Annotated in this window: 23 protein-coding genes; 3 read left to right on the forward strand and 20 right to left on the reverse strand. The window is 60.1% G+C overall.

The features are described 5' to 3' along the window. Nucleotides 1–27: 27 nt before the first annotated feature. Genes WKF55_03590 through xseB form a run of 6 tightly spaced genes read right to left on the reverse strand, consistent with a single transcriptional unit; the run spans nucleotide 28 to nucleotide 7,388 of the window. Complete coding sequence (locus tag WKF55_03590) at nucleotides 28–1,809, reverse strand: hypothetical protein (GenBank protein MEJ7758659.1); 1,782 nt, start codon at nucleotides 1,807–1,809, stop codon at nucleotides 28–30. Continuing rightward, nucleotides 1,806–3,476, reverse strand: coding sequence for a DNA repair protein RecN (recN, locus tag WKF55_03595; GenBank protein MEJ7758660.1), 1,671 nt, complete (start codon nucleotides 3,474–3,476; stop codon nucleotides 1,806–1,808). Before recN ends, WKF55_03590 begins: the two co-directional genes overlap by 4 nt. Continuing rightward, nucleotides 3,470–4,342 carry an NAD(+)/NADH kinase gene (locus tag WKF55_03600; protein ID MEJ7758661.1) on the reverse strand — a complete coding sequence of 291 codons (873 nt, stop codon included), beginning with the start codon at nucleotides 4,340–4,342 and terminating at the stop codon, nucleotides 3,470–3,472. Before WKF55_03600 ends, recN begins: the two co-directional genes overlap by 7 nt. Beyond that, the gene (gene dxs, locus WKF55_03605) at nucleotides 4,342–6,270 is read right to left on the reverse strand and encodes a 1-deoxy-D-xylulose-5-phosphate synthase (GenBank protein MEJ7758662.1); all 1,929 of its coding nucleotides are present in this window, start codon (nucleotides 6,268–6,270) and stop codon (nucleotides 4,342–4,344) included. The genes WKF55_03600 and dxs overlap by 1 nt, the downstream gene beginning before the upstream one ends. Before the next feature lie 16 nt (nucleotides 6,271–6,286). Further along, nucleotides 6,287–7,123, reverse strand: coding sequence for a polyprenyl synthetase family protein (locus WKF55_03610; GenBank protein ID MEJ7758663.1), 837 nt, complete (start codon nucleotides 7,121–7,123; stop codon nucleotides 6,287–6,289). A gap of 52 nt (nucleotides 7,124–7,175) precedes the next feature. Next, nucleotides 7,176–7,388, reverse strand: coding sequence for an exodeoxyribonuclease VII small subunit (gene xseB / locus WKF55_03615; GenBank protein MEJ7758664.1), 213 nt, complete (start codon nucleotides 7,386–7,388; stop codon nucleotides 7,176–7,178). A 148-nt stretch (nucleotides 7,389–7,536) separates the two neighbouring features. Here xseB and WKF55_03620 point away from each other — a divergent pair, with 148 nt between their 5' ends. Both WKF55_03620 and ahcY read left to right on the forward strand, forming a co-directional pair. Beyond that, nucleotides 7,537–8,559: a metalloregulator ArsR/SmtB family transcription factor gene (locus WKF55_03620; GenBank protein ID MEJ7758665.1), complete on the forward strand. Its 1,023-nt coding sequence runs from the start codon at nucleotides 7,537–7,539 to the stop codon at nucleotides 8,557–8,559. Between the two features lie 40 nt (nucleotides 8,560–8,599). Further along, nucleotides 8,600–10,111 carry an adenosylhomocysteinase gene (gene ahcY, locus WKF55_03625; GenBank protein ID MEJ7758666.1) on the forward strand — a complete coding sequence of 504 codons (1,512 nt, stop codon included), beginning with the start codon at nucleotides 8,600–8,602 and terminating at the stop codon, nucleotides 10,109–10,111. Nucleotides 10,112–10,248: 137 nt separating this feature from the next. Here the strand turns inward: ahcY and WKF55_03630 are convergent, their stop codons facing one another. The 4 genes from WKF55_03630 to tilS are packed head-to-tail and all read right to left on the reverse strand — an operon-like array spanning nucleotide 10,249 to nucleotide 15,480. Continuing rightward, nucleotides 10,249–11,871 carry a DUF2723 domain-containing protein gene (locus tag WKF55_03630; protein MEJ7758667.1) on the reverse strand — a complete coding sequence of 541 codons (1,623 nt, stop codon included), beginning with the start codon at nucleotides 11,869–11,871 and terminating at the stop codon, nucleotides 10,249–10,251. 56 nt (nucleotides 11,872–11,927) lie between these two features. Next, a complete protein-coding gene (ftsH, locus tag WKF55_03635; protein MEJ7758668.1) occupies nucleotides 11,928–13,898 on the reverse strand; it encodes an ATP-dependent zinc metalloprotease FtsH in 1,971 nt (656 codons plus the stop codon). Between the two features lie 11 nt (nucleotides 13,899–13,909). After that, nucleotides 13,910–14,464: a hypoxanthine phosphoribosyltransferase gene (hpt, locus tag WKF55_03640; protein ID MEJ7758669.1), complete on the reverse strand. Its 555-nt coding sequence runs from the start codon at nucleotides 14,462–14,464 to the stop codon at nucleotides 13,910–13,912. Next, on the reverse strand, nucleotides 14,461–15,480 hold the full coding sequence (tilS, locus tag WKF55_03645) for a tRNA lysidine(34) synthetase TilS (GenBank protein ID MEJ7758670.1): 1,020 nt from the start codon (nucleotides 15,478–15,480) through the stop codon (nucleotides 14,461–14,463). The genes hpt and tilS overlap by 4 nt, the downstream gene beginning before the upstream one ends. Before the next feature lie 39 nt (nucleotides 15,481–15,519). Between tilS and WKF55_03650 the strand changes: the two genes are divergently transcribed. After that, the gene (locus tag WKF55_03650; GenBank protein MEJ7758671.1) at nucleotides 15,520–15,747 is read left to right on the forward strand and encodes a hypothetical protein; all 228 of its coding nucleotides are present in this window, start codon (nucleotides 15,520–15,522) and stop codon (nucleotides 15,745–15,747) included. A gap of 6 nt (nucleotides 15,748–15,753) precedes the next feature. Here WKF55_03650 and WKF55_03655 read toward each other — a convergent pair whose 3' ends face one another. The 10 genes from WKF55_03655 to WKF55_03700 all read right to left on the reverse strand — a co-directional run bounded on the left by WKF55_03655 (nucleotide 15,754) and on the right by WKF55_03700 (nucleotide 26,884). Next, nucleotides 15,754–17,757 (reverse strand): transglycosylase SLT domain-containing protein, encoded by a 2,004-nt coding sequence (locus tag WKF55_03655; GenBank protein MEJ7758672.1) that lies wholly within the window; start codon nucleotides 17,755–17,757, stop codon nucleotides 15,754–15,756. A gap of 25 nt (nucleotides 17,758–17,782) precedes the next feature. Next, entirely contained in the window at nucleotides 17,783–19,357 is a 1,575-nt protein-coding gene (zwf, locus tag WKF55_03660) for a glucose-6-phosphate dehydrogenase (GenBank protein ID MEJ7758673.1), read from the reverse strand. Beyond that, entirely contained in the window at nucleotides 19,354–20,253 is a 900-nt protein-coding gene (gene gnd, locus WKF55_03665; protein ID MEJ7758674.1) for a phosphogluconate dehydrogenase (NAD(+)-dependent, decarboxylating), read from the reverse strand. Before gnd ends, zwf begins: the two co-directional genes overlap by 4 nt. Before the next feature lie 2 nt (nucleotides 20,254–20,255). After that, the gene (locus tag WKF55_03670; GenBank protein ID MEJ7758675.1) at nucleotides 20,256–20,879 is read right to left on the reverse strand and encodes an HAD family phosphatase; all 624 of its coding nucleotides are present in this window, start codon (nucleotides 20,877–20,879) and stop codon (nucleotides 20,256–20,258) included. Next, a complete protein-coding gene (locus tag WKF55_03675) occupies nucleotides 20,879–21,517 on the reverse strand; it encodes a cyclase family protein (GenBank protein ID MEJ7758676.1) in 639 nt (212 codons plus the stop codon). Before WKF55_03675 ends, WKF55_03670 begins: the two co-directional genes overlap by 1 nt. Before the next feature lie 65 nt (nucleotides 21,518–21,582). Beyond that, nucleotides 21,583–21,987, reverse strand: coding sequence for a Co2+/Mg2+ efflux protein ApaG (apaG, locus tag WKF55_03680; GenBank protein ID MEJ7758677.1), 405 nt, complete (start codon nucleotides 21,985–21,987; stop codon nucleotides 21,583–21,585). Nucleotides 21,988–22,052: 65 nt separating this feature from the next. Further along, nucleotides 22,053–24,092 (reverse strand): M13 family metallopeptidase, encoded by a 2,040-nt coding sequence (locus WKF55_03685; GenBank protein ID MEJ7758678.1) that lies wholly within the window; start codon nucleotides 24,090–24,092, stop codon nucleotides 22,053–22,055. 40 nt (nucleotides 24,093–24,132) lie between these two features. Further along, nucleotides 24,133–24,657 (reverse strand): SET domain-containing protein-lysine N-methyltransferase, encoded by a 525-nt coding sequence (locus WKF55_03690; GenBank protein MEJ7758679.1) that lies wholly within the window; start codon nucleotides 24,655–24,657, stop codon nucleotides 24,133–24,135. After that, nucleotides 24,654–25,985: a fumarylacetoacetase gene (gene fahA / locus WKF55_03695; protein MEJ7758680.1), complete on the reverse strand. Its 1,332-nt coding sequence runs from the start codon at nucleotides 25,983–25,985 to the stop codon at nucleotides 24,654–24,656. The genes WKF55_03690 and fahA overlap by 4 nt, the downstream gene beginning before the upstream one ends. Beyond that, nucleotides 25,982–26,884 carry a hypothetical protein gene (locus WKF55_03700; GenBank protein ID MEJ7758681.1) on the reverse strand — a complete coding sequence of 301 codons (903 nt, stop codon included), beginning with the start codon at nucleotides 26,882–26,884 and terminating at the stop codon, nucleotides 25,982–25,984. Before WKF55_03700 ends, fahA begins: the two co-directional genes overlap by 4 nt. Between the last annotated feature and the right edge of the window lie 63 nt (nucleotides 26,885–26,947).

Below are 26,947 nucleotides of genomic sequence, written 5' to 3' on the forward strand. Positions count from 1 at the left end.
CCCTACAATGCGCCCCCGCCCTCGGTGCTACAGTTTTGCTCCGAGGGCGTGAATGGCGTACCAGACCGTGTAGGCGAGCAGGCCCGACAATGCAGCATCGCCCCCATTCCCGGTAGCCCGTCCTTCGGCATCCACAAACTCTGCTGCAATGCCCCCATCGAGCGGGGCGCGACGTAGCCAGTCGAGCGCGGCCGAACTATCCACACCCACCAGCCGCGCACAACGAACCACCAGCGCATCAGGGGCCTCGGCATCAAGCCGCTTCGCAGTCCGCCTGTACGCAGAATCGTCGCGGCTCACGAGGTCATAATATGGGAGCCAATACAATGACGCGCCCGGCTCATCGGTCAGCGAAACACTTCCCGCTAAATCGGAAGCCGCCGCAAATGCATGCTTGGGCTGCGCGGCGTCCGAAAACTGGCGAAGCGTCGCGGCGCGGATCGCCGCCGAATCAGGAATTTTTTCTGCAGTTTTTTCGTCGAGCGTATGGCGGAGGATATCCAGTGCCAGCGCTACGACGGCGTTGCCGTGAGCAGTGCACGGCTTCGACGGAACTGTCCCGTCCGGATTGACCTCAGTCGAGTACAGAGAAAGCCGGCTGTCGCGGCGCGCCCCGATATCTTCCTGCGCGCCGTACAGGGAGTCTGCGAGAACCGGATCTTCCACGACTTTGTCATCGCCGGTGTTCACGATATAGGCATCGACCGCGATGGGGAAAGCAGCCGCACCCTCGAGTGAGAAGCCGGCCTCGAATACCGAACCGTCGAGATAATGAACACCCCCGCCGGGCGAATGGCCGTGAAGCTCGCATATCCTCAGCAGAACTTCCCTCGCAAGACCGGCATCGGCCAGCTGAATCGCAGGAAGCACCCACATCAGTGCATCCCAGTCGCGAACCGTCATGCCCCGCCCGTTCCACGGCAGCCTGCTCCTTACGACATATACATGCGCGTCGTCGAGAGCGCGCGCCACAGCACAGAAGTAGGCGAAGAACATGTTGCGCGCTATCAGACGGTCCGCTGTCACCGAGCCTGTGGAGGGCTCCATCACCCGGAGTGCTCCGCGTGTTGCGTCCAGGAGCTTGCGCCATCCCCGCCTCTTGAGAGCGCCAAGTGTCGCCGTCGCGCCGTCCCGTTCGGAACCGGCGGCAACGAAGAACGCCTCCTCGCGCATTTCACCTGCATCTATGGTGAAACCGCTCTCGATCGTCCACGACGGCAAGTCGCCGTGCTTGACGCTGACAACAGAATCATCCGAACCGCCGATGGCGACCGCGAGATGGCTCACAGCGCTGTCGCCATCGATCACCACACCCGCTGCGATACCGGTAACTCTGTGGGAGTCCTTGAACACGCCGGGGGTCCGGACGCGCAACTGGCGATGGCCCAGTGTGCCTTCAATCGCAAGCTGGATACTCGTAGAAGTGGACGCCCTGTTCTCAATGCTTATCGCCACAATTGCACCGGCAATATCCGCATCCGGGCCGTGAGGGGCGCAGATGGTGCCACGGATTGCAACGTCCCCAATCCTGCAGCTGAATGTGGGAAGCCATCCCAGCTCACGCTCCCACGCGAGTCCCGTAGCGCCCAACGTATGCCGAACGCCGTCAATTACGAGTACAATTCTCGCCAGCGGATCGGCGTTGCCATCCGCATAGCCGACGCCCCCGGCAAATTCCACCGCGCCTCTCGCGCCCGCGTGTACGACGCCAACCAGATGAATCGACGCATCTGCCGGATGGATGCAAGGCAACGTCAACCAGTGGTTTCCGGTGACCTGCCAGGGAATCTGCGGCGCGGGTATGATCATCGTGCCGCCGCAGTCTCGAGCAGCTCCCTTGCGTGAGCGCGGCTCAGCTTGCTCTCCGGATCACCACCGAGCATCCGCGCAATCTCGACGACGCGCGCTGGCCCTTCCAGAACGGTTATGTCGGCTGTTGTCACTCCTCCCCTGGAAGCTTTCGCAACCACTATATGCGTGTGCGCACGAGCTGCGATCTGCGGCAAGTGCGAGATCGCAAAAACCTGATGATGCTCGGCGACGCGTCGAAGAGTGTCGCCCACCTGCAGACCGACGGTTCCGCCAATGCCTGCATCGACTTCGTCGAATACCAGCGTTGGTACCTCATCCGCTCGCGCCAGAATAGTCTTCAGCGCAAGCATTACCCGCGACAGTTCACCGCCCGATGCAACTCTCGCTAACGGCCTTGACTCGTACCCGACATTGAGTGCCACCCTGAACTCGATGTCCTCGGCGCCCTCCGCATCACACATGGGCTTGCCATGCAGCAAGACACTGAACCGGCCGACGCCCATTCCGAGTTCAGGGAGAACCACGTCGACCGCCGCTGCAAGCTTCAATGAGGCGGCGCTCCGCATCGCCGACAGCTGGGCCGCGTCGCAGCGAAGGCACTCCGCAGCCGCCGACTCCTGCTGAGCAAGTTGAGCAAGGTCGAACGATGCCGAGCTCACCAGCTCGAGCTCTGCTCGTGACCTCCGCCCCATCTCGACAACTTCGTCGAGCGTGGGCCCGTATTTCTTTACCAGCGAGTAGATCAGGTCTCGACGGCGCCGTGTGGCCTCGAGCCGCTCCGGATCGAGATCCACCGAGTGCGAATAATCGTCGATTGCACGCCCCAGTTCATCCAGGGCATAAAAGCCTGCATCGAACAACTCCCGCAGTCTGGCCGCTGACGGGTCGAAACGCTCCACCGCGCTGAGTGAGCGGCCGACTGTTCTGAGCCGGTCAATCACGCCCTCGTCGTCCGCGTTCAACGAGCGCCCGATACCGTCGGCCAGATTCCTCAGCTCGTCTGCATTTTCGAGCACACGAGCTTCATCCTCCAGTCGAGTATCCTCACCAGCGATCAAATGCGCATCTTCGATTTCCCGCGCAACGTGGGCAAGGTAGTCAGCTCTTTTTTCCGCGTCGGCACGGCGCGACGAAAGCAGCTTTTTTTTCTGTCGAATAGCAGATAGTTCGGCGTAGGCAGCGCGAACCTTCCCCGCCTGGGCGGCCGCTCCGCCAAAGGCGTCGAGTATCTGACGCTGCGATTCCCCATCGAGGAGCGTCTGCGCCTCGTGCTGACCGTGAAGATTCACGAGCGAGCGCCCAATTTCACCGAGCAGAGTAGCGGTCACGGGCGAACCGTTGGCCCAGGACCGCCCACGTCCCTGGGCGGATATTTCCCGTTTCAACACCATCGTTCCGTCATCGGCGTCAATGCCGCGTTCGTCGGCCATCGTCGCGATGGTGGCCGACGCCGAGATATCGAACACCCCTTCAACCGTCGCCTTCAAAGCCCCCGTGCGAATGAGGTCCGCGTTGCCACGCTCTCCGAGCAGAAAGCCGAGGGCACCAACGATGATCGACTTCCCGGCGCCAGTCTCGCCCGAAAGAACGTTGAAGCCACCGGCCAGTGGCAGCGTCAGGGATTCTATGATCGCGAAATTTGTGATCCGGAGCTCGGTCAGCATTGCCGCGGTTCATCCCGCTCCGGCAATCCTCCCCATCCAAGTTTTACGCGCAACCGTTCGAAAAAGCTCGCTCCCGGCAATCGCACGATCAGCACTGGATGTTCGCCCCGCTTCACGATGAGCTTCTCGCCTGCCACCAGATGAGTTCCCACCTGCCCGTCGACCGTGACAAGCAGCTCCTCCGATCCTTCGTCGGTCTCGACCGATATCTCGGCATCGGGGCCGATGACGAGTGGCCGGACCGCCAGAGTATGCGCCGATATGGGCGTGAGAATTATGGACTCAACGGTGGGTACCACAATTGGCCCGCCGGCCGAGAGACTGTATGCTGTCGAGCCGGTGGGTGTGGAAATGATGATACCATCGGCCGCGTACGTGCCGATGGAGTCACCGTTCACTGATATCGCCAGCCGCACGACCCGCGCAAAACCTCCCTTGTGCAGCACGAAATCATTGAGCGCCAGCCAGCTCTGGCGAACGGCTCCGCTGGCGTCCACCGCACTTCCGCTAATGGTCATCCTCGCCTGCGCCTCGTACCGGTTCGAAGCCAGCAGCCGCAGAGCTTCATCGAGATCGCCGCTCCGGCAGGTGGTGAGGAATCCCAGTCGGCCGAGGTTTACGCCGAGCACTGGGACAGGCTTGCCAGCGAGGAATCTGGCCCCGCGCAGCAACGTTCCGTCACCGCCAAGCGTCAGGAGCGCGTCGATGCCGCCTGGATCGTCGAGGCGTTCTCCGGCACCGGCTACCTCATGAAGCTCGCGCTCGAACAGCAGCTCAATGCCAAGTGAGGGCGCTGTGGTAAAAAGTGTCTGCAGTATCTCGGGAAGAGCCTGGTATCCCGTGTGGCCGATTACTCCGAGCCGCATCAGCCCGCGCGGAGTTGCGCACCCGGCGCGTCGGTCTGCCTGATCTGTTTCACGCGCGCAGCGATGCCGGCCGCGTCGAGTCTCGCGCTGGCAAGCTGTTTCACGCGGGAAGCCTGCTCGATGAATTCATCCGGCACGCCGTGAGCGATTACGCACACCTTCCTGTCGAGCTTGGCGACGACCGAAGCCATGTAGGCACCGAATCCATTGACGACCGTTCCCTCCTCGACAACAAGGAGATATCTGTTGTCCTTTACGAGTGAGTCGAGAACCGCCTCATCGTATGGCTTGAGAAATCTGCAGTTGACAACAGTCGAGCTGATGCCTTCCTGAGCCAGAATCTCACTCGCCGCGACCGAGGGCAGCACCATCGTTCCAACCGCGAGAATCGCAACGCCGCCGGCAGCATCCCTCGACCCTGCACCGCGCCGCATAATTTCCCACGACCCGTATTCCACGGCATCTATTTCGGTTATCGGTGGAGCAATATCAGGAGCCGCGTCGCGCGGATAGCGCAGACACGACGGGCCCGTGAGGTGCGACACCGCGGTGCGAAGCAGGCCCAGCATCTCGGTGCCGTTCTTTGGTGCCATTACCGTCATCCCCGGAACAGCGAGCATGTAGGCAATGTCGTACAGCCCCATGTGCGTTGGCCCGTCCTCTCCCACCAGTCCCGCGCGATCCATCGCGAAAACAACAGGCAGGTGCTGAATTGCCACATCATGAATCACATTGTCGTACGCGCGCTGCAGGAATGTCGAATAAATGACGCACACCGGCACAATACCGCGCGTCGCCAGACCCGCCGCGAAGGTCACGGCATGTCCTTCGGCGATACCTACATCGAAGAACCTGTCCGGATGTGAACTCGCGAAAAGCCCCGTGCCCGTGCCACTCGGCATAGCCGCAGTGATGGCGACCAGTTTTGAATTTTCGTCCGCCAGCTCGCTCAGCCCTTTTCCGAACGTTGCTGTATAGCCGGCATTGGCCGAAGACACTTTGAGTTGCTTGCCAGTCGCCGGATCGTGTCCGGGAGGAAGTGCATGCCATTTTTCGACCGAATCGCCGGCCGGGAAGCCCTTGCCCTTCTGCGTAATGACATGGATCAAGCGGGGGCCGGTAAAATCACGCACCGCCGAAAGGGTATCCATGAGCACGTCGATATCGTGGCCATCGATTGGGCCGAAATAACGGAACCCCAATTCTTCGAATAGAACTCCGGGCGTAAGGAAAGCCTTCATGCTTTCTTCCCACTTCCGAACGAGCGCGCCAACACTGGCAAGCTTGCCGGGCCCTGAATCCATCACCGAGCCAATCTTCGACCGAACGCGATTGTACAACGGATTGCGCTGGATGGACGTGAGATACTTCGACATCGCGCCGACGTTCGGAGCGATGGACATCTCGTTGTCATTGAGAATCACGACAAAATCACGTCCTGACGCGCCAGCGTTGTTCAGTCCTTCGTAGGCAAGTCCGCAGGTCAGAGCGCCGTCGCCGAGTATCGATACGACCTTGAAGTTTTCGCCATTGATGTCTCGGGCCGTTGCCATTCCAAGCCCCGCTGAGATCGCCGTTGCCGCATGGCCCGCCCCAAATGTGTCGTACTCGCTCTCGTTGCGTTTAAGGAAGCCCGATAGCCCGTCTTCCTGCCGCAGCGTGTCCATGCCCCGGTTACGGCCGGTCAGGAGTTTGTGAGGATAGCCCTGGTGGCCGACATCCCACACAACCTGATCACGTGGCGTATCGAACGCCGCGTGTATCGCAACAGAAAGTTCAACTACTCCAAGCCCGGCGCCGATATGTCCGCCGGTGTGCGAGCAGACAGCGATCATGCGCTCGCGAATCGCGGCGGAGACAGCGCGAAGCTGGTCCCTCGACATTCCCCTTAAAGCAGCGGTAGATCCAATTTCATCCAGAAGTGACATTGGTTGAATAATGTCCTCAGTGACTGCGCGAAACTATGAACCACGCAAGACCGTCCAGCTCGGAGGTGAGCAGTCCGTTCTCCTGCAGAGCCGCGCGACCTTCATCAATCAACGTTCCTGCCGCCGCAACCGCGCCTTCGATGCCCAGAAGCGCGGGATACGTGCTCTTTCCGAGGGCGATATCCCGGCCCGCCGTTTTTCCCAGTCTGTCGCTCGACGATGTGACGTCCAAAACGTCATCCATGATCTGAAACGACAGTCCGACGCAACTTCCATAGCGCTCGAAAGCTTTCAGTCCTGATTCGGACGCGCCGGCCGCGATTCCGCCAATTAGCACAGAGGCAGCAATGAGCGCCCCGGTCTTTGCCGAGTGGACTTCGTCGAGCCCCGCACGCGACAGCATCTTCCCTTCACCCTCGAGATCGAGAAGCTGACCGGCAATCATTCCTCCGCCGCCGGCAGCCTGCATCAACACCTTAACTATCGTACAGCACGCGTCATCGGGCAACCGAAGATCCCGTGCGCCGCGATGCGCCATGCTCGCGGCGAGCGGGATCATGGCGGCGCCTGCAATAGTTGCATGGGCCACTGAGAATTGAATGTGAGCGGACGGACGTCCGCGCCTCATGTTGTCGTCATCCATACAAGGCAAGTCATCATGAACGAGTGAATAGGCGTGAACAATTTCAACCGAGGCTGCGAGTGCCGTGGCATCACCTGTGCCGCCCGCGGCACGGTAGGCGGCCAGTACAAGCATTCCGCGAAGCCGCTTCCCGCCGCCTCCCAGAGCATATCGCACGACGTCACCGGTCCCCCCACTGACGGCGGCAAGCTCTCCCCTGATGAGTCGCAAGATTTCGAGCTCAACGGTAGCCCGATCATCTCGCGCTGCGACATCCGTCGCCCTAGCCTGCGAAATCCCGCAGCTCCAGTACACCATCTGCGCGCTCGACCAGCTCCTTCACGCGCGTCTCCGCCTCGCTTAGCTCATCGGACGCAAGTCGCAGCAACTCGATTCCTTCCTCGAACAGCTTGAGGGAAACGCTCAAGTCGAGGCGCTCCGTTTCAAGGTGCGATACGATCTGATCGAGCCGTGCGATGTTGGATTCAAACGTCATTCGGAGGAAGCTGCCGGGGACACTACGAGGATAGGTTGAATATGCCTCAATCAGCGTCAGAAACAAAGCGCATCCAGGCGGTTCTGCACCCTGACTGATCACTTGACATGCATCGTTGCACCTACCATCATTATATCCGGATATACGGATGCAACCTTCTCTCACTATCGCACTCTTCGACCGCATGACGGCGCTGGCCGATTCTACCAGAAGCCGCATGCTGCTGGTCCTCGACCGGCATGAGTTGACCGTCAGCGAACTGAAGTCGGTTCTGCAGCTGCCACAGTCCACCGTCAGCCGGCATCTCAAGATCCTGGCTGACCACGACTGGGTGGGGTCTCGCGCCGACGGAACCAGCCGGCGATACCGGGCTACAGAAAAGCTTGATCCTCCGAGCCGGCGATTGTGGCATCTGGTCCGGGAACAGGTCAGCATCACGCCGGCTGCCAGCCAGGATTCGCGGCGAGTCCAGATGGTGCTCGCCCACCGGCGGACCCGTTCGCAGAAGTTTTTTTCAAGCGCTGCAGGTCAGTGGGACCGCCTGCGCGCCGAGCTCTACGGGCGACGCGCTGACCTCCTTGGCCTCGTCGGATTACTCGACGACGACTGGACGGTTGGTGACCTCGGTTGCGGCACTGGCCAGGTTGCCGAGTCGCTGGCGCCCTTCGTGGGCAATGTCATTGCGGTCGACGACTCCGCGGCGATGATTTCAGCCGCAAAGAAACGGCTTGCGAGGGTGCCGAACGTTGCCGTTAGAGCCGGCCGCCTCGAATCGCTGCCCATCGACGATGCATCACTCGACGCAGCCATTCTGTTTCTCGTGCTCCATTACATACCTGAACCCGCGGCAGCGGTATCCGAGGCTTTTCGCGTTTTGAAACCGGGTGGCCGCTTACTGATCGTGGACATGATGCCGCACGAACGCGACGAGTTGCTGCACGAAATGGGTCACCTGTGGCGAGGGTTTCGCGAAGACCAGATAACGTCGTTCTTCGAGGCTGCTGGTTTTGAGGCGAGCCGATATCGAGCGCTGCCGCCCGATGAGGCCGCGAGAGGTCCCGCTCTCTTTGCCGCCGTGGCGCGCCGGGCGAACGCCTCGACAAACATGGAATCATCCGGCGGCGACACCATAGCGGCGGAAGCTCCCGCCGTTCTCGCTTTGACGGCATGAAGTGCAATCACTACCAACACATTCACCAGAAAAACAAATCATGACCAGCGTAGCAGAGTTTCCGGATACCGCGACAATGCAGAACTCAGCAGAAGGGCGGTTCGCCGTGAGCGGCCGGCCGGCGTTCAAGGTCGCCGATCTTTCACTCGCCGAGTTTGGCCGTAACGAGATCCGTCTCGCCGAGCATGAAATGCCCGGTTTGATGGCGCTCCGTGATGAGTATCGGGGTCAAAACCCGCTCGCGGGTGCGAAGATCATGGGATCGCTTCACATGACGGTTCAGACCGCTGTACTCATAGAGACGCTCGTCGAGCTCGGCGCAGACGTTCGGTGGGTTTCATGCAATATTTTCTCGACGCAGGACCATGCAGCCGCGGCAGTCGTGGTCGGAAAATCCGGAACACAGGATAATCCGCAGGGCGTGCCGGTCTTCGCGTGGAAGGGTGAGACTCTCGAAGAGTACTGGTGGTGCACCGATCAGGCACTCGTCTGGCCCAATGGGTCGGGACCAACCCTGCTGCTGGATGATGGCGGCGATGCCACGCTTCTGGTGCACAAGGGCGTTGAGTTCGAGAAGGCCGGTGCGGTTCCCGGCTTCGACGAAGCCCGTGACTCGGAGGAATACGGCGTCATACTCGATCTTCTGCGGAACGAATACGCGAGAAATCCGGCCCGCTGGACGACGATGGCACGGGATCTCCGCGGAGTATCTGAGGAAACCACCACCGGCGTTCACCGCCTTTACCAGATGATGGAAGCCGGACAGCTGCTTTTCTGCGCCATCAACGTCAACGACTCGGTAACCAAGAGCAAGTTCGACAACCTGTATGGCTGCCGTCATTCGTTGACGGATGGAATTCTACGCGCATCAGACGTAATGCTTGCGGGCAAGGTGGCGGTGATCTGCGGCTACGGCGATGTCGGTAAAGGTTGCGCACAGGCGTTGAAGGGTCAGGGCGCGCGCGTGATCATCACGGAGATCGATCCCATCTGCGCATTACAGGCAGCTATGGAAGGTTATCAGGTGACCACGCTCGATGCGGTCATGGAGACCGCGGACATCTTCATTACCGCTACCGGCAACAAGAACATCATCACTGCGCGCGACATGGTTCGCATGAAGGACAAGGCGATTGTCGGGAACATCGGTCACTTCGACAACGAAATCGACATGGCCGGGCTGAAAAAGATGAAGGGCGTCACCCGCGTCAACATCAAGCCGCAATACGACGAGTATGTGTTTCCCGACGGACACAGCGTGATGATTCTTGCCGAGGGTCGCCTGCTCAACCTCGGCTGCGCCACGGGGCATCCGAGCTTTGTCATGTCTGCCAGCTTCACCAACCAGGTCATGGCCCAGATTGAATTGCACCAGAATGTGGGCAAGTACGAGTGCAGGGTGTACACTCTCCCCAAGCACCTGGATGAAAAAGTTGCCCGGCTTCATCTGGACAAGCTCGGTGTCGTCCTGACCAGGCTGACCGACGATCAGGCAGCGTATCTGGGTGTGCCGATGAACGGACCGTACAAGTCTGACCATTACCGCTACTAGGCTCGTCGCCTGGTGCGATACTGTAATCGGGCGTAAAAGAAGAGGGCACGAAGTCGAATCCGACTTCGTGCCCTCTCTCTTAAATCATTCAGGCTTCCTTCAGCAGTGCAATAGTATCCCGGATTTCGACCGCTACGTCATCCGGCGCATTGCGCAGGGACAGGTGAGTCATGGCGTAACGGGCTTGCAATGACAGGTCTTTGCATTCGAGCAGCGGCAGTGCAGATCGCGGTGATAGTGGACGGCACCCCGCGCCACCGACCGACGAATTCTGCGTCGAGGAGGCGCTCACGTCGGGCCAGTTCTGCCCGATACCACCTGGCCGCAAGCAGCGGTACTGTCACGAGAGTAACGTCGCGCCGCACGCCTTCCACCTGCTGCGTGAACCATCCGGGATAGGTGTCATTGTCTCCGTACGCGAACACGACAGCGCGGGCGGGCGCCGGTTCCAGAATTCTTCGTGCGCTGTCAGCGGCTGCACTGGCGAGTGGCACACGTGACCTGTCGACGGCACTCCGATTGAGCAGGGCCGGCAGCATCGCTACGGCGACACCGATCCACCTGCCACGGCTGCCGCCCCTGGCAAAAACCCGCATCGCCCCCGCGCCGGCCCAAAGCCCCCAGCACGCAAACGCCAAGGCGAAAAAGTAGTCGCGCTCCCGTGCCTCGCGTTTCGTACCCTCCGGCAGAAAGCCGTATCCGTAGGAAGGGCCGGCCTTCATGTTGAGATACGCAATGATGCCAAGTGACGCGCATGCTAATACCATCGACATTCCCAGCCAGCTGGGGCGATGAATACGCCGGTGCCATGCGAACCCGGCGACACCCAGCAGCGCATACGCGATCGAAAAAGGCGTACGGCGCCACGACGGAGGAGCTTCGGACGCGAGACCGAGCGCAATTTGCCAATCGGCATACTCGAAGAGGTTGCCGACCTGAAGAAACACCGGCGCCTGTCGGGGCAATATCGGAACGGGCTGATACTGGGCCCTCGTAACGACATCGATGAACGAACGCCATGTATCCGGGTTCCCCTGATTCACGCCCGGATCGTGACTGGCTCGCACGAGCATGAACAGTACTGCAGAGGCGCCGAGCGCAATCATCGCGACGCCTTGCACGCCGGTCCAGATCGCACGGCCAGGTTCGCGGCCTGAGGCATGGTAAGAACGGCGTCTGCCTGAGAATGCCAGCACGATCGCTGCCGGAGCCGCGACCAGTGCGGAAAGCTGGAGCGTCCACCCCAACCCAATGAGATAAGCAAGCAGCACCAGCCACTTCGCCTCTGCCGTTTCACGCCCGCGATTCGCAACGAAAAGCAGGATCGCGGAAAAAAGAAGCGATGGAGCGTAAACTTCGGTTTCATTGGCATTCAGCCAGACGCTCGACATCAGCCCTGCGAGAAGCCCCCCCGCAGCCGCCGACCACGGATCACGCGTCCACGTCGCCATCAACCATGTAAGAACACCGCACGCCGCGGCGGTGGATACCGCCGAGAGAAGATTCACTGCGTAGGCATAACCGACGAACGGCGAAACCAGCGTCGCCCAGACGTTCGCAATCAGTATGTAGAGCGGCGTTCCAGGCGGGTGAGGAATGCCGAGAGTTTTTACGGCGGCAATGAATTCGCCCGAATCCCAATAGGTAACCGTTGGGGCGAGTGTCGCTACATAAACGAAAAGCAATACCGCGGCGACCGCGATCGGAGCGGCGGTTGCCCCCCGCTCCGGTTGTGGTTGATCCCCCTGTCCTTCACGCAAGCGTCCCAGCCGGCCAGAGCCTCACCGGCCGGCCGGTTGTCGCTTGCGCCGCGCGATCACGCCGGAGCGACTTCCGGGCCGCCGAACAGCGGCGGTTTTGCGGGCTTGGGCTGCGCCACCGGCAGCTCCTTGACCGGCGCCGCCGGAGTCGAAGGCGGATGAATTCTCGGCGGCAGGGTCTCCCCACGCACGAGCTTCTGCACATCTTCCCCAGTGAGCGTCTCGCGGTCGAGCAACGCTGCAGCAACGCGGTGCAGCAGATCGAGATTCTCTGTCAGCGTCTCCTTCGCGCGGTTGTAGGCCTCCTTGATCACGCGCGAAACTTCAGAGTCGACGAGTTGGGCCGTGCGCTCGGAAACTTCTCTTCGGGTCTGCAGTTCGCGCCCCAGAAAGAGCTCCTGTTCGTTGTCTCCAACGAGAATAGGTCCGATTGCATCGGAAAGTCCCCATTGCGTCACGTACCTGCGGGCGAGACCAGTTGCCTGCTGGATGTCACTCGACGCGCCAGTGGTAACTCGCCCGCGGCCAAAAACCAGTTCCTCGGCAACACGTCCGCCATACATGCGAACGAGGTGGGCTTCGAGCTGCTCACGGGTGATCGAGACGCGGTCATCCTCGGGAAGCGTAAACGCGAGTCCAAGTGCGCGACCTCGCGGTACGATAGTCACCTTGTGGAGCGGATCATTGCCGAGAGTCATCACAGTGCAGACAGCATGACCGCCCTCGTGATACGCGGTCAGCTTGCGCTCCTCGTCCTTCATCACCATCGACTTTCTCTCAGCGCCGAGCATGACCTTGTCCTTCGCATCTTCGAGGTCGTTCATGTAGACCTTGTCATGATTCCGGCGTGCAGCGAGCAACGCGCCTTCGTTCACAAGATTCGCAAGGTCAGCACCCGACATACCGGGGGTTCCGCGGGCGAGCGTCGTGATGCTGACGTCATCAGCCAGGGGCTTGTTGCGCGTGTGCACCTTGAGAATACCCTCGCGGCCGCGGAGATCGGGCGCGTCGACCACAATCTGGCGATCGAATCGACCCGGCCGAAGCAGCGCCGGATCGAGCACGTCCGGCCGGTTGGTGGCGGCGATCAGGATCACGCCCTCATTCGACTCGAATCCATCCATCTCGACCAGCAACTGGTTGAGAGTCTGCTCGCGCTCGTCATGACCCCCACCGAGGCCAGCGCCGCGATGGCGACCGACGGCATCGATTTCGTCGATGAAGATGATACACGGCGCATTGGCTTTGCCCTGCTCGAAAAGATCTCTCACCCGGCTGGCGCCGACGCCAACAAACATTTCGACGAAATCAGAGCCGGACATCGAGAAAAACGGGCGCCCCGCCTCTCCGGCAACAGCGCGCGCGAGAAGTGTCTTGCCAGTTCCGGGGGGACCGATGAGAAGTGCACCCTTGGGAAGACGCCCACCGAGCTTCGTGAACTTCTGAGGATCCTTGAGGAACTCTATGATTTCTTCAAGCTCGACCTTGGCTTCGTCCGCTCCGGCAACGTCGGCAAACGTGACCTTCGGCGAATCTGCCGTGAGAAGCTTTGCCTTCGATTTGCCGAAGGAAAATGCCTTCGCGCCACCCGCCTGCATCTGCCGCAGCAGGAAAATCCAGATACCGAAGATGATAATGTAGGGCAGCAGCATCACGAGGATTCCCGCGAACGAGGCTCCCTGCTTCTCCGCGCTGATTCGCACTTTCTTCTCACGCAACCGGGCGACCTCGGCCTCCGAATTCTCGACCGGCAGCAACACAGTGAACCGGCCGATTGAACGCCGGTTCACCGCGATCTTGTTTCTGAATTCGCCGATGACCTGACTGCCGGCCTGAATTGTAACGGCCGCAACGTTGTTAGCCTCGAGCTGTTCATCGTATACCCAATACTCGATCTTGGGCGCCGCCTCGTTGGTGCTCGAGGTGTAAGTGAAAAGCATTCCCGCTAGCAAAGTGATCAGAACCCAGAAAGAAAGCGTCTTCGACAGCTTCCCCCAGTTTCGTGGTCCTTTCGAATTTTGTGGCATTGACAATGGCATTACTGCAAACTCGCTATATATGGCAAATGGCGGAAATTTTCCGCGTGATCCAATCCATACCCCACAAGAAACTCATCGGGCGCATCAAACCCGATGAACCTGGTGTCGTGCTCCAACTCATCGGCAATCCGCTTGTGTAGCAGCGCGCAAATTTCGAGCGAACGTGGGCTGCGCGCCTGGAGCAGTTTCATCAGCCGGTTCAGCGTGCGTCCCGAGTCGACGATATCCTCGACCAGCAGAATGTGCTTGCGCTCGAGGGTCGTTTCCGGATCGTAAAGAAGTCGCACCGTCCCGCTCGATTCCGTACCGTCACCGTAACTCGATGCGACGAGAAAATCGACCTGCAGCGGCCTCCTTATATGCCGAACGAGATCGCTCAGGAAAATGAAACTTCCCTTCAACAACCCGAGGACGAGCAAATCGCCGTCCGGATATGCTCTCGTGATCTCGTCGCCGAGTTCAGCCACGCGATCGGCGATGGTTGTCTCGTCAAAAGCCACTCTTCGCAGGACACGTCCGGAAAGGCGCGGGTCAGCCGCGGCGGGTGCCGTCAACGCAGGCTCTCGAGCGCCGCAGGCAGTTGCATTCCGAGCCGGAGCAACCGCGCATTGCGCGCCCGCTGCACACCTCTGGTGTCCCATCGCCGGAGAAGCAGATGATCGCGGAACATTCGCACTTCTATGCCTCCGGAAAGCTGAATTGACCCACCGGTTTGTCCGTTCATTGTAAACTCAGCGAGCCGGTGAGTTCCGCGCCGGTCCATAACCACATTCGATCTCGCCGCAAGCGATGGCCAGAGCGCCCGCAGCCCCTCCGCATCATACCCGGCAAGGGCTGCCCTCGCAATGCGGAGCGAACCGTCGGATCCGGCTGCAGTGGTCACGGCGTCGGCCAGAGAGACCATCGATCTGCGCCATTGCGCCGCATCGAGGGAAATGTCGATGAGCTGAGCAGGAAAATCCGGCCGCAATCTGACAATCGCGGGGAGCAGATCGTGACGGACCCGATTCCGCAAATGCAGCCGGGAAAAATTCGACGGATCGTCAACCCACGTTACACCAAATCGCGCTGCATGGCGGGCAATGCAATCACGCGCGAGCGCGACAAATGGACGAACGATGTCCGACTCTGCGTACAGTCCTGCTAGGCCTCGTGCCCCGGCCCCGCGAAGAACCCTGATGAAAACAGTCTCGATCTGATCGTCGAGGGTGTGCGCAGTGACTATTGTGCTTCCTGAGAGTTCGGCTTCGCCGCGGAGAAAAGTCCACCGTGCGGCGCGCCACTCGCTCTCACGCGTACCAGCTTTCGTCGCTCGCCCCGACACGCACATGATTCCAAGATCGCGGCATCGACGCAATACCAGTTTCACGGCACGCGCTGCATGCGGCCCGGTTGCGTGGTCGTACGTCGCCACTCTCAGATCCCCGCGGTTGACTACCCGAGCCGCTGCATCGAGAAGCACCATGGAATCGAGCCCACCGGACACAGCCAGCAACAGGCGCCCGCGACCGACCAGTGCCTGTCGAGCGATCTGAGTAATATCCGGCCCTTCATCGAAGCGCTGTTCCATGATACTTTGAATCTAAATCACACCGCTTCGGAGTTACGCATGGAAACGCACGGTCCGCTGGGCACACTCTGGGTTTCGTTCGGACTGATCGGATTCTACCTGGCGCTCATCTGGCTGAATACGTTACTCGGGATTTTCCTGACGCCGCTGTTCATCATCCCCGGAACGTGGGTAATGGACAAGGTGCAGGCTAGGAAGCGTGGCAAAAAGGGTGATCCACGGGCACCGAAACCGGTCGTCAGGGTCGACGGAAGGCGCCCGCAATAGATCTGATTACCAGGCGTACAAAGCTTTGTAAAACGCCCTGTTCCGGACGATGATGCGAACATAGTCCCGGGTCTCCACGAACGGGATTCTTTCCGTAAAAAGCTCCGCATCTGCCGTTCCTGCCTTGCGTGACCATCGAGTTACCCGCGACTCCCCTGCATTGTACGCCGCAAGGACGCGCTCAACACTGTTGCCGCCCCGGAAAAGCGAGCTCAGGTGCCGAGTGCCAAGGCGAATGCTCACCGCAGGGTCGTAAAGACTTTCGTCAGTGTACCCCGCAATTCGCTGCGACCCTGCCAGAGATCGGCCAACGCTCGGCATAAGCTGCATCAGACCACGCGCACCAACGGGCGATGTCGCTCGCGGATTGAAGCTCGATTCCTGGCGGATGAGCGATGCTACGAGAATCGGATCGAGACCGTTCGCGCGGGAGCTTGCGATCAGCGTCTCACGCTCGAGGACCGGATACATCAGCCGATAGTTCTGCGCCGTGCGGCCCGCTTCAGCCACCGCCCGTCGTCCAAGCGCCATCGACCGCGACGACTGGTCAGTACCGGTCAATGCGTGAGCTGTCGCAACCAGCCGTTCGGGGGTTTTGTTTACGTCTCGGAAAATGCGGTCGTACTCAAACTTTGCTTCGGTATCCATGCCGAAGTCTTTCAGAATCGCGATGCGCTGCATGGCAGCAGAGATATCGGCAATGACGGGATATCGGCTGATCACAGCACTGCTGTCGCCGAGCACGCTGGTGCCAAGCCGCTTCGCGCTCAACACCGAATAATAGGAGCCTGGCTCGCGAGCCAGAACTGCACGCCACCGCGCATTGGCGGCCGATGTATCTCCCCGTTGCTTCCACGCTCTCCCGCTCCAGTAACCGGCCGCCAGGGCGTCTTCACCAGCCGGATATCGTCGAACGAGAGAGTCAAACTCTGCAGACGCCGCGGCGTAGTCACCACGCACGTATGCGATGAGCCCCGCACGAAACAGCGCGACTGGTGCATGCCGCGATTGCGGAAACCGCTGAGAGACGGTAAGCAAGGTGGCACGCGCGTCAGAGTCGCGCAGATCATCCGTCGCAAGGTCGGACAGGAGAAGGAGTGCCGATGCTGCGCTGGTGTCGGTGGCATGGGTGGTGGTGAGCTGGCGCAGCGCGGCTTTCGCGTCGTCGCGTCGGCCGAGCGCCAGCAGTGCCCGGGCGCGCTGGTAGCGCGCCGCTGCTGCAAGAGACTGCGGAGCGGTGACACGGGAGTATTCCGCCGCAGCCTCCGCATCCTTGTTGTCACGAGCCAGCATCATGCCGTTGGAGAAATGGTCCGCGCTGGTTCCGCGTCCCCCCGCAAAGGCCCTGTTGAAACCCGAAATCGCACGGGCCGTCAGCCCGGCATTGAAAGCAGCCCGCGCGATTACCAGTTCTTCTCCCGGAGATCGCCGCGGAAAAACCTTATCGATCAATGCGGCAGCGTCACGAGCGTCTTCACGACTCGGGCTGCCCGCGAGAAAACTGATAAGGCCGCGGCGGGCCGCGGCAACCCGCGCGGTATCTCCCGGCCGCGCCAGACCAAGCCGCAACGCGGCAAGGCGATCATTGGCGGCGGTGTAGGCTGCAATCGCGCCATCCACATCGCCTCCGCGCTCCATCGCAATCGCCACGGTTGATGGCACCCTGTCCCGCGCCACGTCGGTGCGAATCTTTCCGAGATAATCGTCACGGGCCGACTTCAAAGGGGTGACGCCCGCCGCCCGCAGATATAGCCAGTCGCCAATGAGCGGCGCCTGCTTCGCCGCATCTGCATACAGGGCGCGTGCACTGTCCAGCTGATCGGCGCGGTCGAACGCCCGCGCGCGGAGTACTACGGCGCGAGCCGCGCTCGATGTCCCTGGAACGGGCGTCGTATCACTCTTTACCGATGAGGCAGCCGAAGCCGTATGGGCTTCCCCTCCTCCTGTGCAGCCAGCCGCCCAAAGCGTGGCTGCCGCGATCGCCCCGATGGTCGCCTTGCGGTAGGTCATCTTCCCCCTGCCGCATCCTGTTGCCCTAACGCCACTGCGTCTGCGCTCCGCGCAGAAGATCGTGCGCTTCCTCCGGTCCCCAGGTACCTGCGGGGTAAGTGGGAATCGGCGCACGCGAGTTTTCCTTCAGATAGCGGAACAACGGGTCGATGACTTTCCACGCCTCCTCTACCTCATCGCTCCGTGTAAAGAGCGTTGCATCGCCCAGCATGCAGTCGAGCAGGAGGGTCTGATAGGCAGGCGGCGATTCGTCGCCGAATGCTTCCGCATAGGTGAAATCCATGTCCACTGGTGAAATCTCGAATTGCGGTGTCAGTTGATTGCACGCCCCTGGCGTCTTTACCTGAAACCGCAGCGAGATGCCCTCGTTCGGCTGCACCCGCATCACGAGCACGCTTGGGTTTTTTGTTTCCAGTTCCTGTTGTCCGAACATGAGCACCGGTGGCGCGCGAAACTGGATTGCGATTTCGGAAGTTCTCGCCGGCAATCTCTTCCCCGAACGCACGTAGAACGGAACGTGTTTCCAGCGCCAGTTGTCGATCGCAAACCTTACCGCGGCGAAAGTAGGCGTTACGGAATCAGGAGCGACGTCCTTCTCCTGACGATAGCCAGGCACACTTTTTCCGCCGAGTTCCGCGGCGCTGTACTGTCCGAGAACAACCGGTGGCTCGCCCGCGGCAAGCAGCGGTCGCAGCGAGCGCAGGACTTTCACCTTTTCATCGCGCACATCGTCGGCTCTGAAGGCGACGGGCGGCTCCATCGCGGCCAGTGTCAACAGCTGCAGCAGATGATTCTGAAACATGTCGCGAATCACGCCGGCTTCCTCGTAATACTTGCCTCGCGATTCGATGCCTACCGATTCCGCCACGGTAATCTGCACCTGCTTGATGTACTGACGATTCCAGAGCGGTTCGAAGATCGGATTGGCGAAGCGGAACACGAGAATGTTCTGAACGCTTTCCTTGCCCAGGTAGTGATCGATTCGATAGATCTGATGCTCGCCGAACCTGTCGAGAACAACCTGATTGAGCGCCTGTGCTGATTGGAGGTCGCGACCAAATGGTTTCTCGATCACTACCCGCCCCCAGGGCTGGTCGTCGCCCGCGGCGGTGCGGGGAGCAAGGCCGCTTTGAGACAGATGCTCCAGCGTCCCTTCAAAAACGCTAGGCGGAATGGCAAGGTAGAATAGCCGGTTCCTTTCTTCTCCTGGAACAGCCTGTTCGAGTGTGCCGAGGCTCCGGCCGATCTCATCGTACACCTGGTCGCCGGTCAGATCGCCATACGCGTACCGGATTCTTCCAGACAACCACGACCACGTTTCATCGCTTACTCCACGCACTTCGTCGGACTGCTCGAGAGCGACTCTCATCGACGCAGCGAATTCCACGTCTCCCATTGCGTCGCGGCCGACACCAATCAGACCGAAATGTTCGGGAAGGAGTTTCTGATGAGCGAGATAGTAAAGCGCCGGCATCAGCTTTCGGCGCATGAGGTCTCCACCGGCGCCGAGGATCACTACCGTGCATGGATGGGCTCGCCTTTCGAAGTTGCTGTCCCTTCCCATGACTGCCGGATAGCCTGTAACCTTCGGAAACGTCACGTCTTTTTCACGGCGTGACCGCCGAATTCGTTCCGCAGTGCGGCGATTACCTTGCCCGAGAACGAGTCACTCTGGCGGGAACGCAGCCGCGCCAGCAGCGACAGCGTAATCACCGGGGCGGGCACGTCGAGATCGATGGCTTCCTGAACTGTCCATCTGCCCTCGCCGGAGTCTTCCACATAGCCCTCGAGGGAATCGAGATCCGGCTCCCGCTTGAAGGCGATCTCGGCAAGCTCGTTGATCCACGAGCGAACGACGCTGCCGCGATTCCACACCGAAGCGATCTTGTGCAGATCGAGGTCAAAACTCTTCGAGGCATGAAGGATCTCATAACCTTCAGCATAAGCCTGAAGCATTCCGTATTCGACTCCGTTGTGGATCATTTTCACATAATGACCGGCACCCGTCGGACCGACATGAGCGTAACCGTTTTCGGGTGCCAGCGACCTGAATATCGGCTCACACAATGCAAATGCTTCCGGAGATGCACCTATCATCAGACAGTATCCGTTTTCGAGACCCCAGATGCCGCCACTCGTGCCCGAGTCCACAAACTCAATGCCTTCCGCTTTTAGCTGGGTCCCGCGGCGCATGGTGTCGTGAAAGTTGGAGTTACCGCCATCAATGATTACATCACCCTGCGACATGCCCGGCAGCAGGCTGGCAATTGTATCGTCGACCGGCTTGCCTGCAGGAACCATGATCCACACTATCCGCGGGCCGGCCAGTCTGGCCACTGCGTCGCCTGCATCGGCAGCGCTCGTCGCCCCCATGCCCGAATAGTGCGCCGTGGTTTCCGGATTGCGATCGAAGACCACCATTTTGTGGCCGTTTCTCATGAGTCGCTCAGACATGTTGCCACCCATCTTGCCCAGGCCGATCATCGCGAGCTGCATGCTTATCCTTCCTTGAGTTTGAAGTCGACGCCGGCAGCAACGAGTTCCCTGCTCATCTGCCCGGCAGAGGCGTAATGGATGACGTTCATTCCGAGCATCCGCGCGGGCTCCAGATTCTGCTCACGGTCGTCTACAAAGACGGAGCGTGCAGGATCGGCCTGCGTAATCGACAGCACGCGGTCGTAGAAAGCACGAGCCGGTTTCCGGACACCGAGCCAGCACGATGAAAGGAATGCATCGAAGATGTCGCAAAGCCCGAAATGCTCGATGCGATGCCGATTCAGCTCGTCAGATTCATTGTTCATCGTGAAAACCGCATACCTGCCTCCGCCGGCAATTGCGCGGGCAACAGCAATCGAATCGGGAAACGGTTCACTCTGGGCTTTCATGTACGCACGAAATTCTTCCTTGGTGAAGTGTCGCTGCGTACCGAACACCGTAATGTCGAGGTACTCGTCGAGGGTCAGGCGGCCGGACTCGAGTGTCCCGACAGTCTCCTCGTGACGGTATTGAAAGTCACTCTCATCGATGGCAAAATGCTTGAGCGCATGGCGTCGCTGTTCCCGGTCCCAGCCGTTGGTGCCGAGGACTCCGCCAATATCAAAGAAGACGTGGGTGATTGACATCAGTCGCTTAGCTCAGTGATGACGGCGCGGGCCGGGGCCCCGTCAAGGCCCGCCAGGCGCAAAGGAAGACAGGCCAGACTGTATTCGCCAGGAGGTGGCGCGGAGAGGTCGAGGCCCTCGACGATAACCACGTCCTGCTGGAGAAGTGTCCGGTGGGTGAGATGATGGCCGGATCGGAACTGCTCGATGGAGAGGTAATCGACCCCAACCAGTTTTACACCTCGCGAAACGAGGTATGCAGCACCGTCGGGGGCGAGGTAAGTGTAGTTCCTCACAAAGTCCGGCCGCGTAAGCAATGCTGAGTTTCGCGTACGCAGTAACACACGTATGTGATCTCCAATGTCTTGCGTCTGCAGCTCAGCTGCCCCTATGGACATGAGTTCGTCGTCGAAAGCAAGCAGGATAGCGCGACCCATCAGGATTTCCAGCGGAATCTGGTCGATCGTCTGACCGTTGTCGAAGAAATGCTTCGCCGCATCGACGTGCGTTCCAGTATGGGATCCGAAGGCGAGCGAGGAAACATTGGCGCCGGCACCCTTCTCGATCGATTGATGCGACTCGATTTTTATCTCGGGATTACCCGGATAAACGAAACCGCCATTATGGATAGGAACAGACACGTCGTAGATGCGGGCCATTTGCCCGTTCGAGGGCAACAGTCGTACCGGACTTCGGCGTGGTGGCGTTCCCCGACCAGCCTCTGCTATGACGGGAGCGTTGTCGGGGCGCTTGCGCTCAGCACGAACCGCGGAATGACGGCCTGAAATGTCGTCTCATCGGCGCGAACGAAATCGTAGTGCCCTTCCATGTAACCCTCACCCGATTTCAGAATGCAGAAGCTCTGATACTCGTGCACCGCGCCAGGACCGATGAACGGCTGCTCGCCCACTACCCCCTCCCCTTTGACCTCGGTGTCGTCGCTCGGAGAATCGTGAATGAGCCACCGGCGCGATACGAGCTGAGCCGCTTGCGTTCCAACGTTCTCTATCCTCACGAAGTAAGCGAACACGTAGTGTTTGGCCGACGGCTCCGATTGATTCCGGAGATACGTCGGCCGCACCGATATCCGAATCCCGAAGGATTCCCTGTAGTAGAATGCAGGAGGCATGGGAGCGCAGCAGGGTGGCGTCTCCGGATTGCAGACGCCACCCGGCTGTACGAATCAGATCCGGCCTACCAGATGGATGCCCGTGTGGCGGCGCCACGAACCATCGGGTCGCCGTCCTTGCATCCGAACGCCTGCGCAAACTCGGGCATGTTCGACAGCGGACCATTTGTCCGCCACCGGCCGGGCGCATGTGAGTCGGTGATGATCCGCTGGCGCTGCGCCTGTTCCGTGATATTCTGCCGCCAGATCTGCGCCCAGGCGAGGAAAAAGCGCTGTTCGGGCGTAAATCCGTCAATCGGGGTCCGCGGCTTCCCCGCCATCGCTTTCTGCAACGCCGCGTAAGCAACGGATAATCCACCGAGGTCGGCGATATTCTCGCCCAGCGTCAGCTCGCCGTTGACGCGAACGCTGTCGAGGACGGTATACGCGCCATACTGGTTGGAGACCATGGTGGTGCGCTCCTTGAACTTCGCAAGGTCGTCCGCGCTCCACCAGTTCTTGAGATTACCCTTCGCATCGTACTGCGAGCCCTGATCGTCGAAGCCATGGCTGATCTCATGCCCGATCACACTTCCCATACCGCCATAGTTAACGGCGTCGTCCGCGCTCGCCGAAAAAAATGGCGCCTGCAGAATCCCGGCAGGGAAGACGATTTCGTTCATCGACGGGTTGTAGTAGGCGTTTACCGTCGGCGGAGTCATCCCCCATTCCATCCGGTCTACGGGCTTGCCGATCATCGCCATGTCGCGCGAGGTCTCGTATTCGGAAACCGCAATCACGTTGTTGAGAAAGGGGCCGTCCTTGATCCGGAGCGTCGAGTAGTCACGCCACTTGTCCGGATAACCAATCTTGTTTGCGAAAGCATCGAGTTTGACCAACGCCTCACGACGCGTCACGTCGCTCATCCACGGCAACGCATTGATCCGATCCCGATACACTGACTGAAGATTCCGGACCATCTCGAGCGCGCGCGCCTTTGCGGCAGGTGTGAAGTTTTTCCCGACGTAAGCTTCACCAAGTGCGTCACGAAGTCCGCCGTCAGCGGCGCGGGTGCATCGTTTATGGCGAGGAAGCAGTTCCTTGGCGCCGGATAGCGTGCTGCTGAAGCGGAAATCTTCGTTCACGAACGCCGAGCTAAGCAGCGGCGCGGACGACTTGATGGTTTTCCACCGGAGGTAGGCCTTCCAGTCAGAGAGCGGCACTCGCGCCAGCATGGTATCCACAGTCATGAAGAAGCGAGGATTCTGGACGTCGACCGCAGGGATTCTGGCGTTGCCAACATCCGCGAAGTATCGGTTCCAGTTGAAATTCGGCGTCATCGAAGCCATCTGTGCCGGCGTGCGATAGTTGTATGTCGCCACCGGATCGCGGAGCTGAACCCGCGTCAGCGACGCATTTGCAAGCTCTGTTTCAATGGCGGTCACGCGAGCGGCATCGGAAGCAGCCTGCGCTGCCGGCACTCCGGAAAGCTCGAACATTCGCTGGACATGCGCCGTGTAGCTGGCGCGAATTCCAGCGGACGCCGGATCGGTCTTACTGTAGTAGTCCCTGTCGGGCAGCCCGAGGCCGCCCTGATACGCGCCCGCAATGACCGACGTGCTGTTCTTCGAATCCTGCGATGATCCGAAGTTGAAGAGAACAGGTACACCCTCGCGGTGCAGCCGGGCGATTTCACGCTGGAGCCCGGCGCGATCACTCACCGCCGCGATCCGCGACAGACGCGGACGCAACGCGCTTGCTCCCTGTCGCTCCGCGGCCGCCGAATCCATGCATGAGCTGTAGTAGGTACCGAGCATTCGGGAAGCCGGAGCTTGTTTGGCATCGACATCGTCCGCCGCACCAACAAGCAGCGACGTCAGTGACTCCTGATTTTTTTCACCAAGTTCATCGAAGCTCCCCCAGCGGGAGAATGCGGCCGGAATCGGGTTGTTCCTGAGCCAGCCACCATTCGCAAACTGGTAGAAATCGGTGCACGCGCTGGCGGCGCGGTCGAGGTTGGCCGGGTCGATTGGCACCGTCTGCCGGTATGTGCCCTGAGCGCCTGCGGTGGCCGACACCACTACGACAGCGGCGAGCGATGCGAACCAGGTCTTATTGCAGCTCATTCTGAAACTCCGCTTTGGATTATTGGATCGTTCTGTCATCCTAGGTGCTCGATCTCCTCTTTCGGGGCTTGCGGGCTGGCTTCATGATACTTCCCCGGCATTTCGGGGATCCACACAGGCAGTGATAGAATTTCTCGAGCTCATCGTCATTCTCACCCGTTCGTTCATACTGGTAGTCATATCCCAGCTCGATGCCGGGCTGAATGTTGCGCAACGCGTAAATCCAGATTTCCTGGTTCTCGATGACGGCTTCACAGTTCGGATCGCAGGAATGATTAATGTACCGTGCATCGTTGCCCTCACATCGGCCATCGACCACTGTTTCATCATCGAGCGTGAACAGGAAAGTGTGATGGCGCGACATATTCTCTTCGTCATAGCGGCGGTCTGCTTCGGCATTCGTCACTCGCTCCCCGGCGTACTCGACTACTTTCTGGCCCGGCCGGATGCGCTGCGTCGCGAACACTCCGCGCCCCTGTATCGACGACCTTCGAATCTCGTACAGTTTGCCGGCCGGAGGTTCGCCGCCGTTTCCGTTGCGGGTGTTGGTGCCGTTCTGCTTCATGCGTCGCTGTGAGAGGGAAGAATGATGCCGCGACATTCGCCAAACCCAATGCGTGGCCTGGATTCAGCCTGGAGATATCCTTTCATTATCACCTGGTCGCCATCCTCCAGAAATCTGCGGGTCTCGCCTGTGGGCAATGACAGAGGGTCAGCGCCGCGCCGGGTAAGCTCGAGCAGGCAACCCCTGGAATCAGCGGCGATGCCTGAAACAGTACCGCTGGCAAGAAGATCGCCCGCTCTCAGATTGCATCCATTGCCGGAATGATGTGTAACCATCTGCGCAACGGTCCAGTACATGAGCGAGAAGGGCGCGCGGGACAGCAGCACGGGAGGTATGCTCTCCTCCCGCATTCGCGCCGACGCAATGTAGACCTCCAGCAACGCGTCAATCCCGCCGCGTTCGGCGTCCCGTTTAGAGGTCAGATATGGAAGCGGCGCGGGATCCCCGTCCTGGCGGCCTGCAGCTGGAATGCGGTACGGCTCAACGGCTTCGGCGGTAACGACCCAGGGTGAAACTGTCGTCGCAAAATTCTTGGCCAGAAAGGGTCCGAGGGGCTGGTATTCCCACGCCTGGATGTCGCGCGCCGACCAGTCGTTCACAAGGCAGAAGCCGAAGATGTGTTCGTCTGCCGTAGCCAGCGGCACCGGCGATCCCATGGAATTACCGCGCCCGACAAAAAAACCCAGCTCGGATTCATAATCGAGCATCGTCGTCGGGCCAAACGAAGGTTCCGCAGCGGCGGCATCCTTCGTCTGGCCGGAGGGCCGACGGATGGCGGTGTCCGAGAGGACAATCGATGACGCCCGGCCGTGGTATCCAATCGGCACATATTTGTAGTTGGGCAACAGCGGATTGTCCGGCCGGAACATGCTGCCGACGTTTGTCGCGTGCTGAAGCGATGCGTAAAAGTCAGTGTAATCGCCGATGTGAGCCGGCAGGTACATTTTCGCCGCAGCAATTGGTACGAGAAGGCGGTCTCGTGCCCGCCTTGCCTCCCTGCCCGCGGATGTGTCGACCGCCAGCAGTTCGCTGATCCGGGACCGGAAAGACGACAGCTCGTTCGCCTCGAGCGCCATCAGCCCGTTGAGCGAAGACCCGGCGCACGCGTCCGCGGCGCGCGAGGCCGGGATCAAATTCTCTGTTACACAGCCAGCCACATCGAGAATCTGGTCTCCAATCGCCACTCCAACTCTCGCCGCATCCCATCCCGCGATAGTAAACACCCCATAAGGGAGGTTCTGGATGGGAAAGTCCGAACCTGAATCCCCCGCGCTCTCAACCCAGCTTCGCAGATCCGTGTCATGGGTCGCGTTCAGCGTGTGAGTCATAGTGCTCCGAGTTGTCGCGCTTCAGCAACGGGGTCGTGGAATGAGCACGATCCGAATGACCGTGCAAGCTCGTTTCGGGTCGCGGAAAGCTGCTCGCGGGAGATACGATGCCCGCGCCACTCAACTCCATGGTCGTCAAAAGTCATCGTTCGGGAATCGCCCTCCTCCAGAACCTCGGTGACTGTTGTTTCCGGAAAACCCACATGAACGAATGCGCTCGCGAGAAAGACATTGAGATAGCCGAACATAGGCGCGGTTGGGCTTCCAGCATCGTAGGTCAACGCATAGCTCGCACGAAGGGGATGATGAAGGCCGGCTGTGGCCTTGAACCTGACGCCTTGCGCGTTGCAGGCAGTAATAAACCGAACTACCGCTGCCGCATTCGGGAAGGCCTCCGACACGACTCCTCCAGTCCTGATTTTGGCGCGTGCTCCGGAACGGCCGATTGCGTGGATGAGGCTCGATGGGTCGAGTGTGGCGGGTATTTCCAGGAAGGTTTCGAAGGCGCCGGAGACTGTCATGGCAGCCGATTCTATTTCCGTCTCCCCATTGACGGCAATCTCCACCGAATCAATGACTGCGTGGCCGAGGTCTGACCCGCTCCAGTGGCTACAGTTGAATTCGAGCAGATCCTTTTTCACCGCGGCTAGGTCACCTCTCGCGATGGCGCTGACGCGCCATGGTGTTGCACGCTCACTGCGCGGCAGGAAATTCATCGCTGCGTCGGCAAATTCGTCAATGCGATCTGCCGGCACGACAAATCTCCCAAGGAGATCGCTGTCGGCCCCTGTCAGGTATTCTGAATAGTTCTTTACCGCCTCGGACATGCTGAGCCCCGCCGGCGGGAACAGGCCCGCGTAATCGATCATCTCGGAGAGGAACGCGCGGAGAGCCGTCATTCGGCCTAATCTAGCCGATCCGTCTGCGTTGCCGGGAGCAGATCTCCTGAAGCCGCTGACCAG

The organism is Gemmatimonadaceae bacterium, assembly GCA_037721215.1.
In the GTDB taxonomy this organism is placed as follows: domain Bacteria; phylum Gemmatimonadota; class Gemmatimonadetes; order Gemmatimonadales; family Gemmatimonadaceae; genus UBA4720.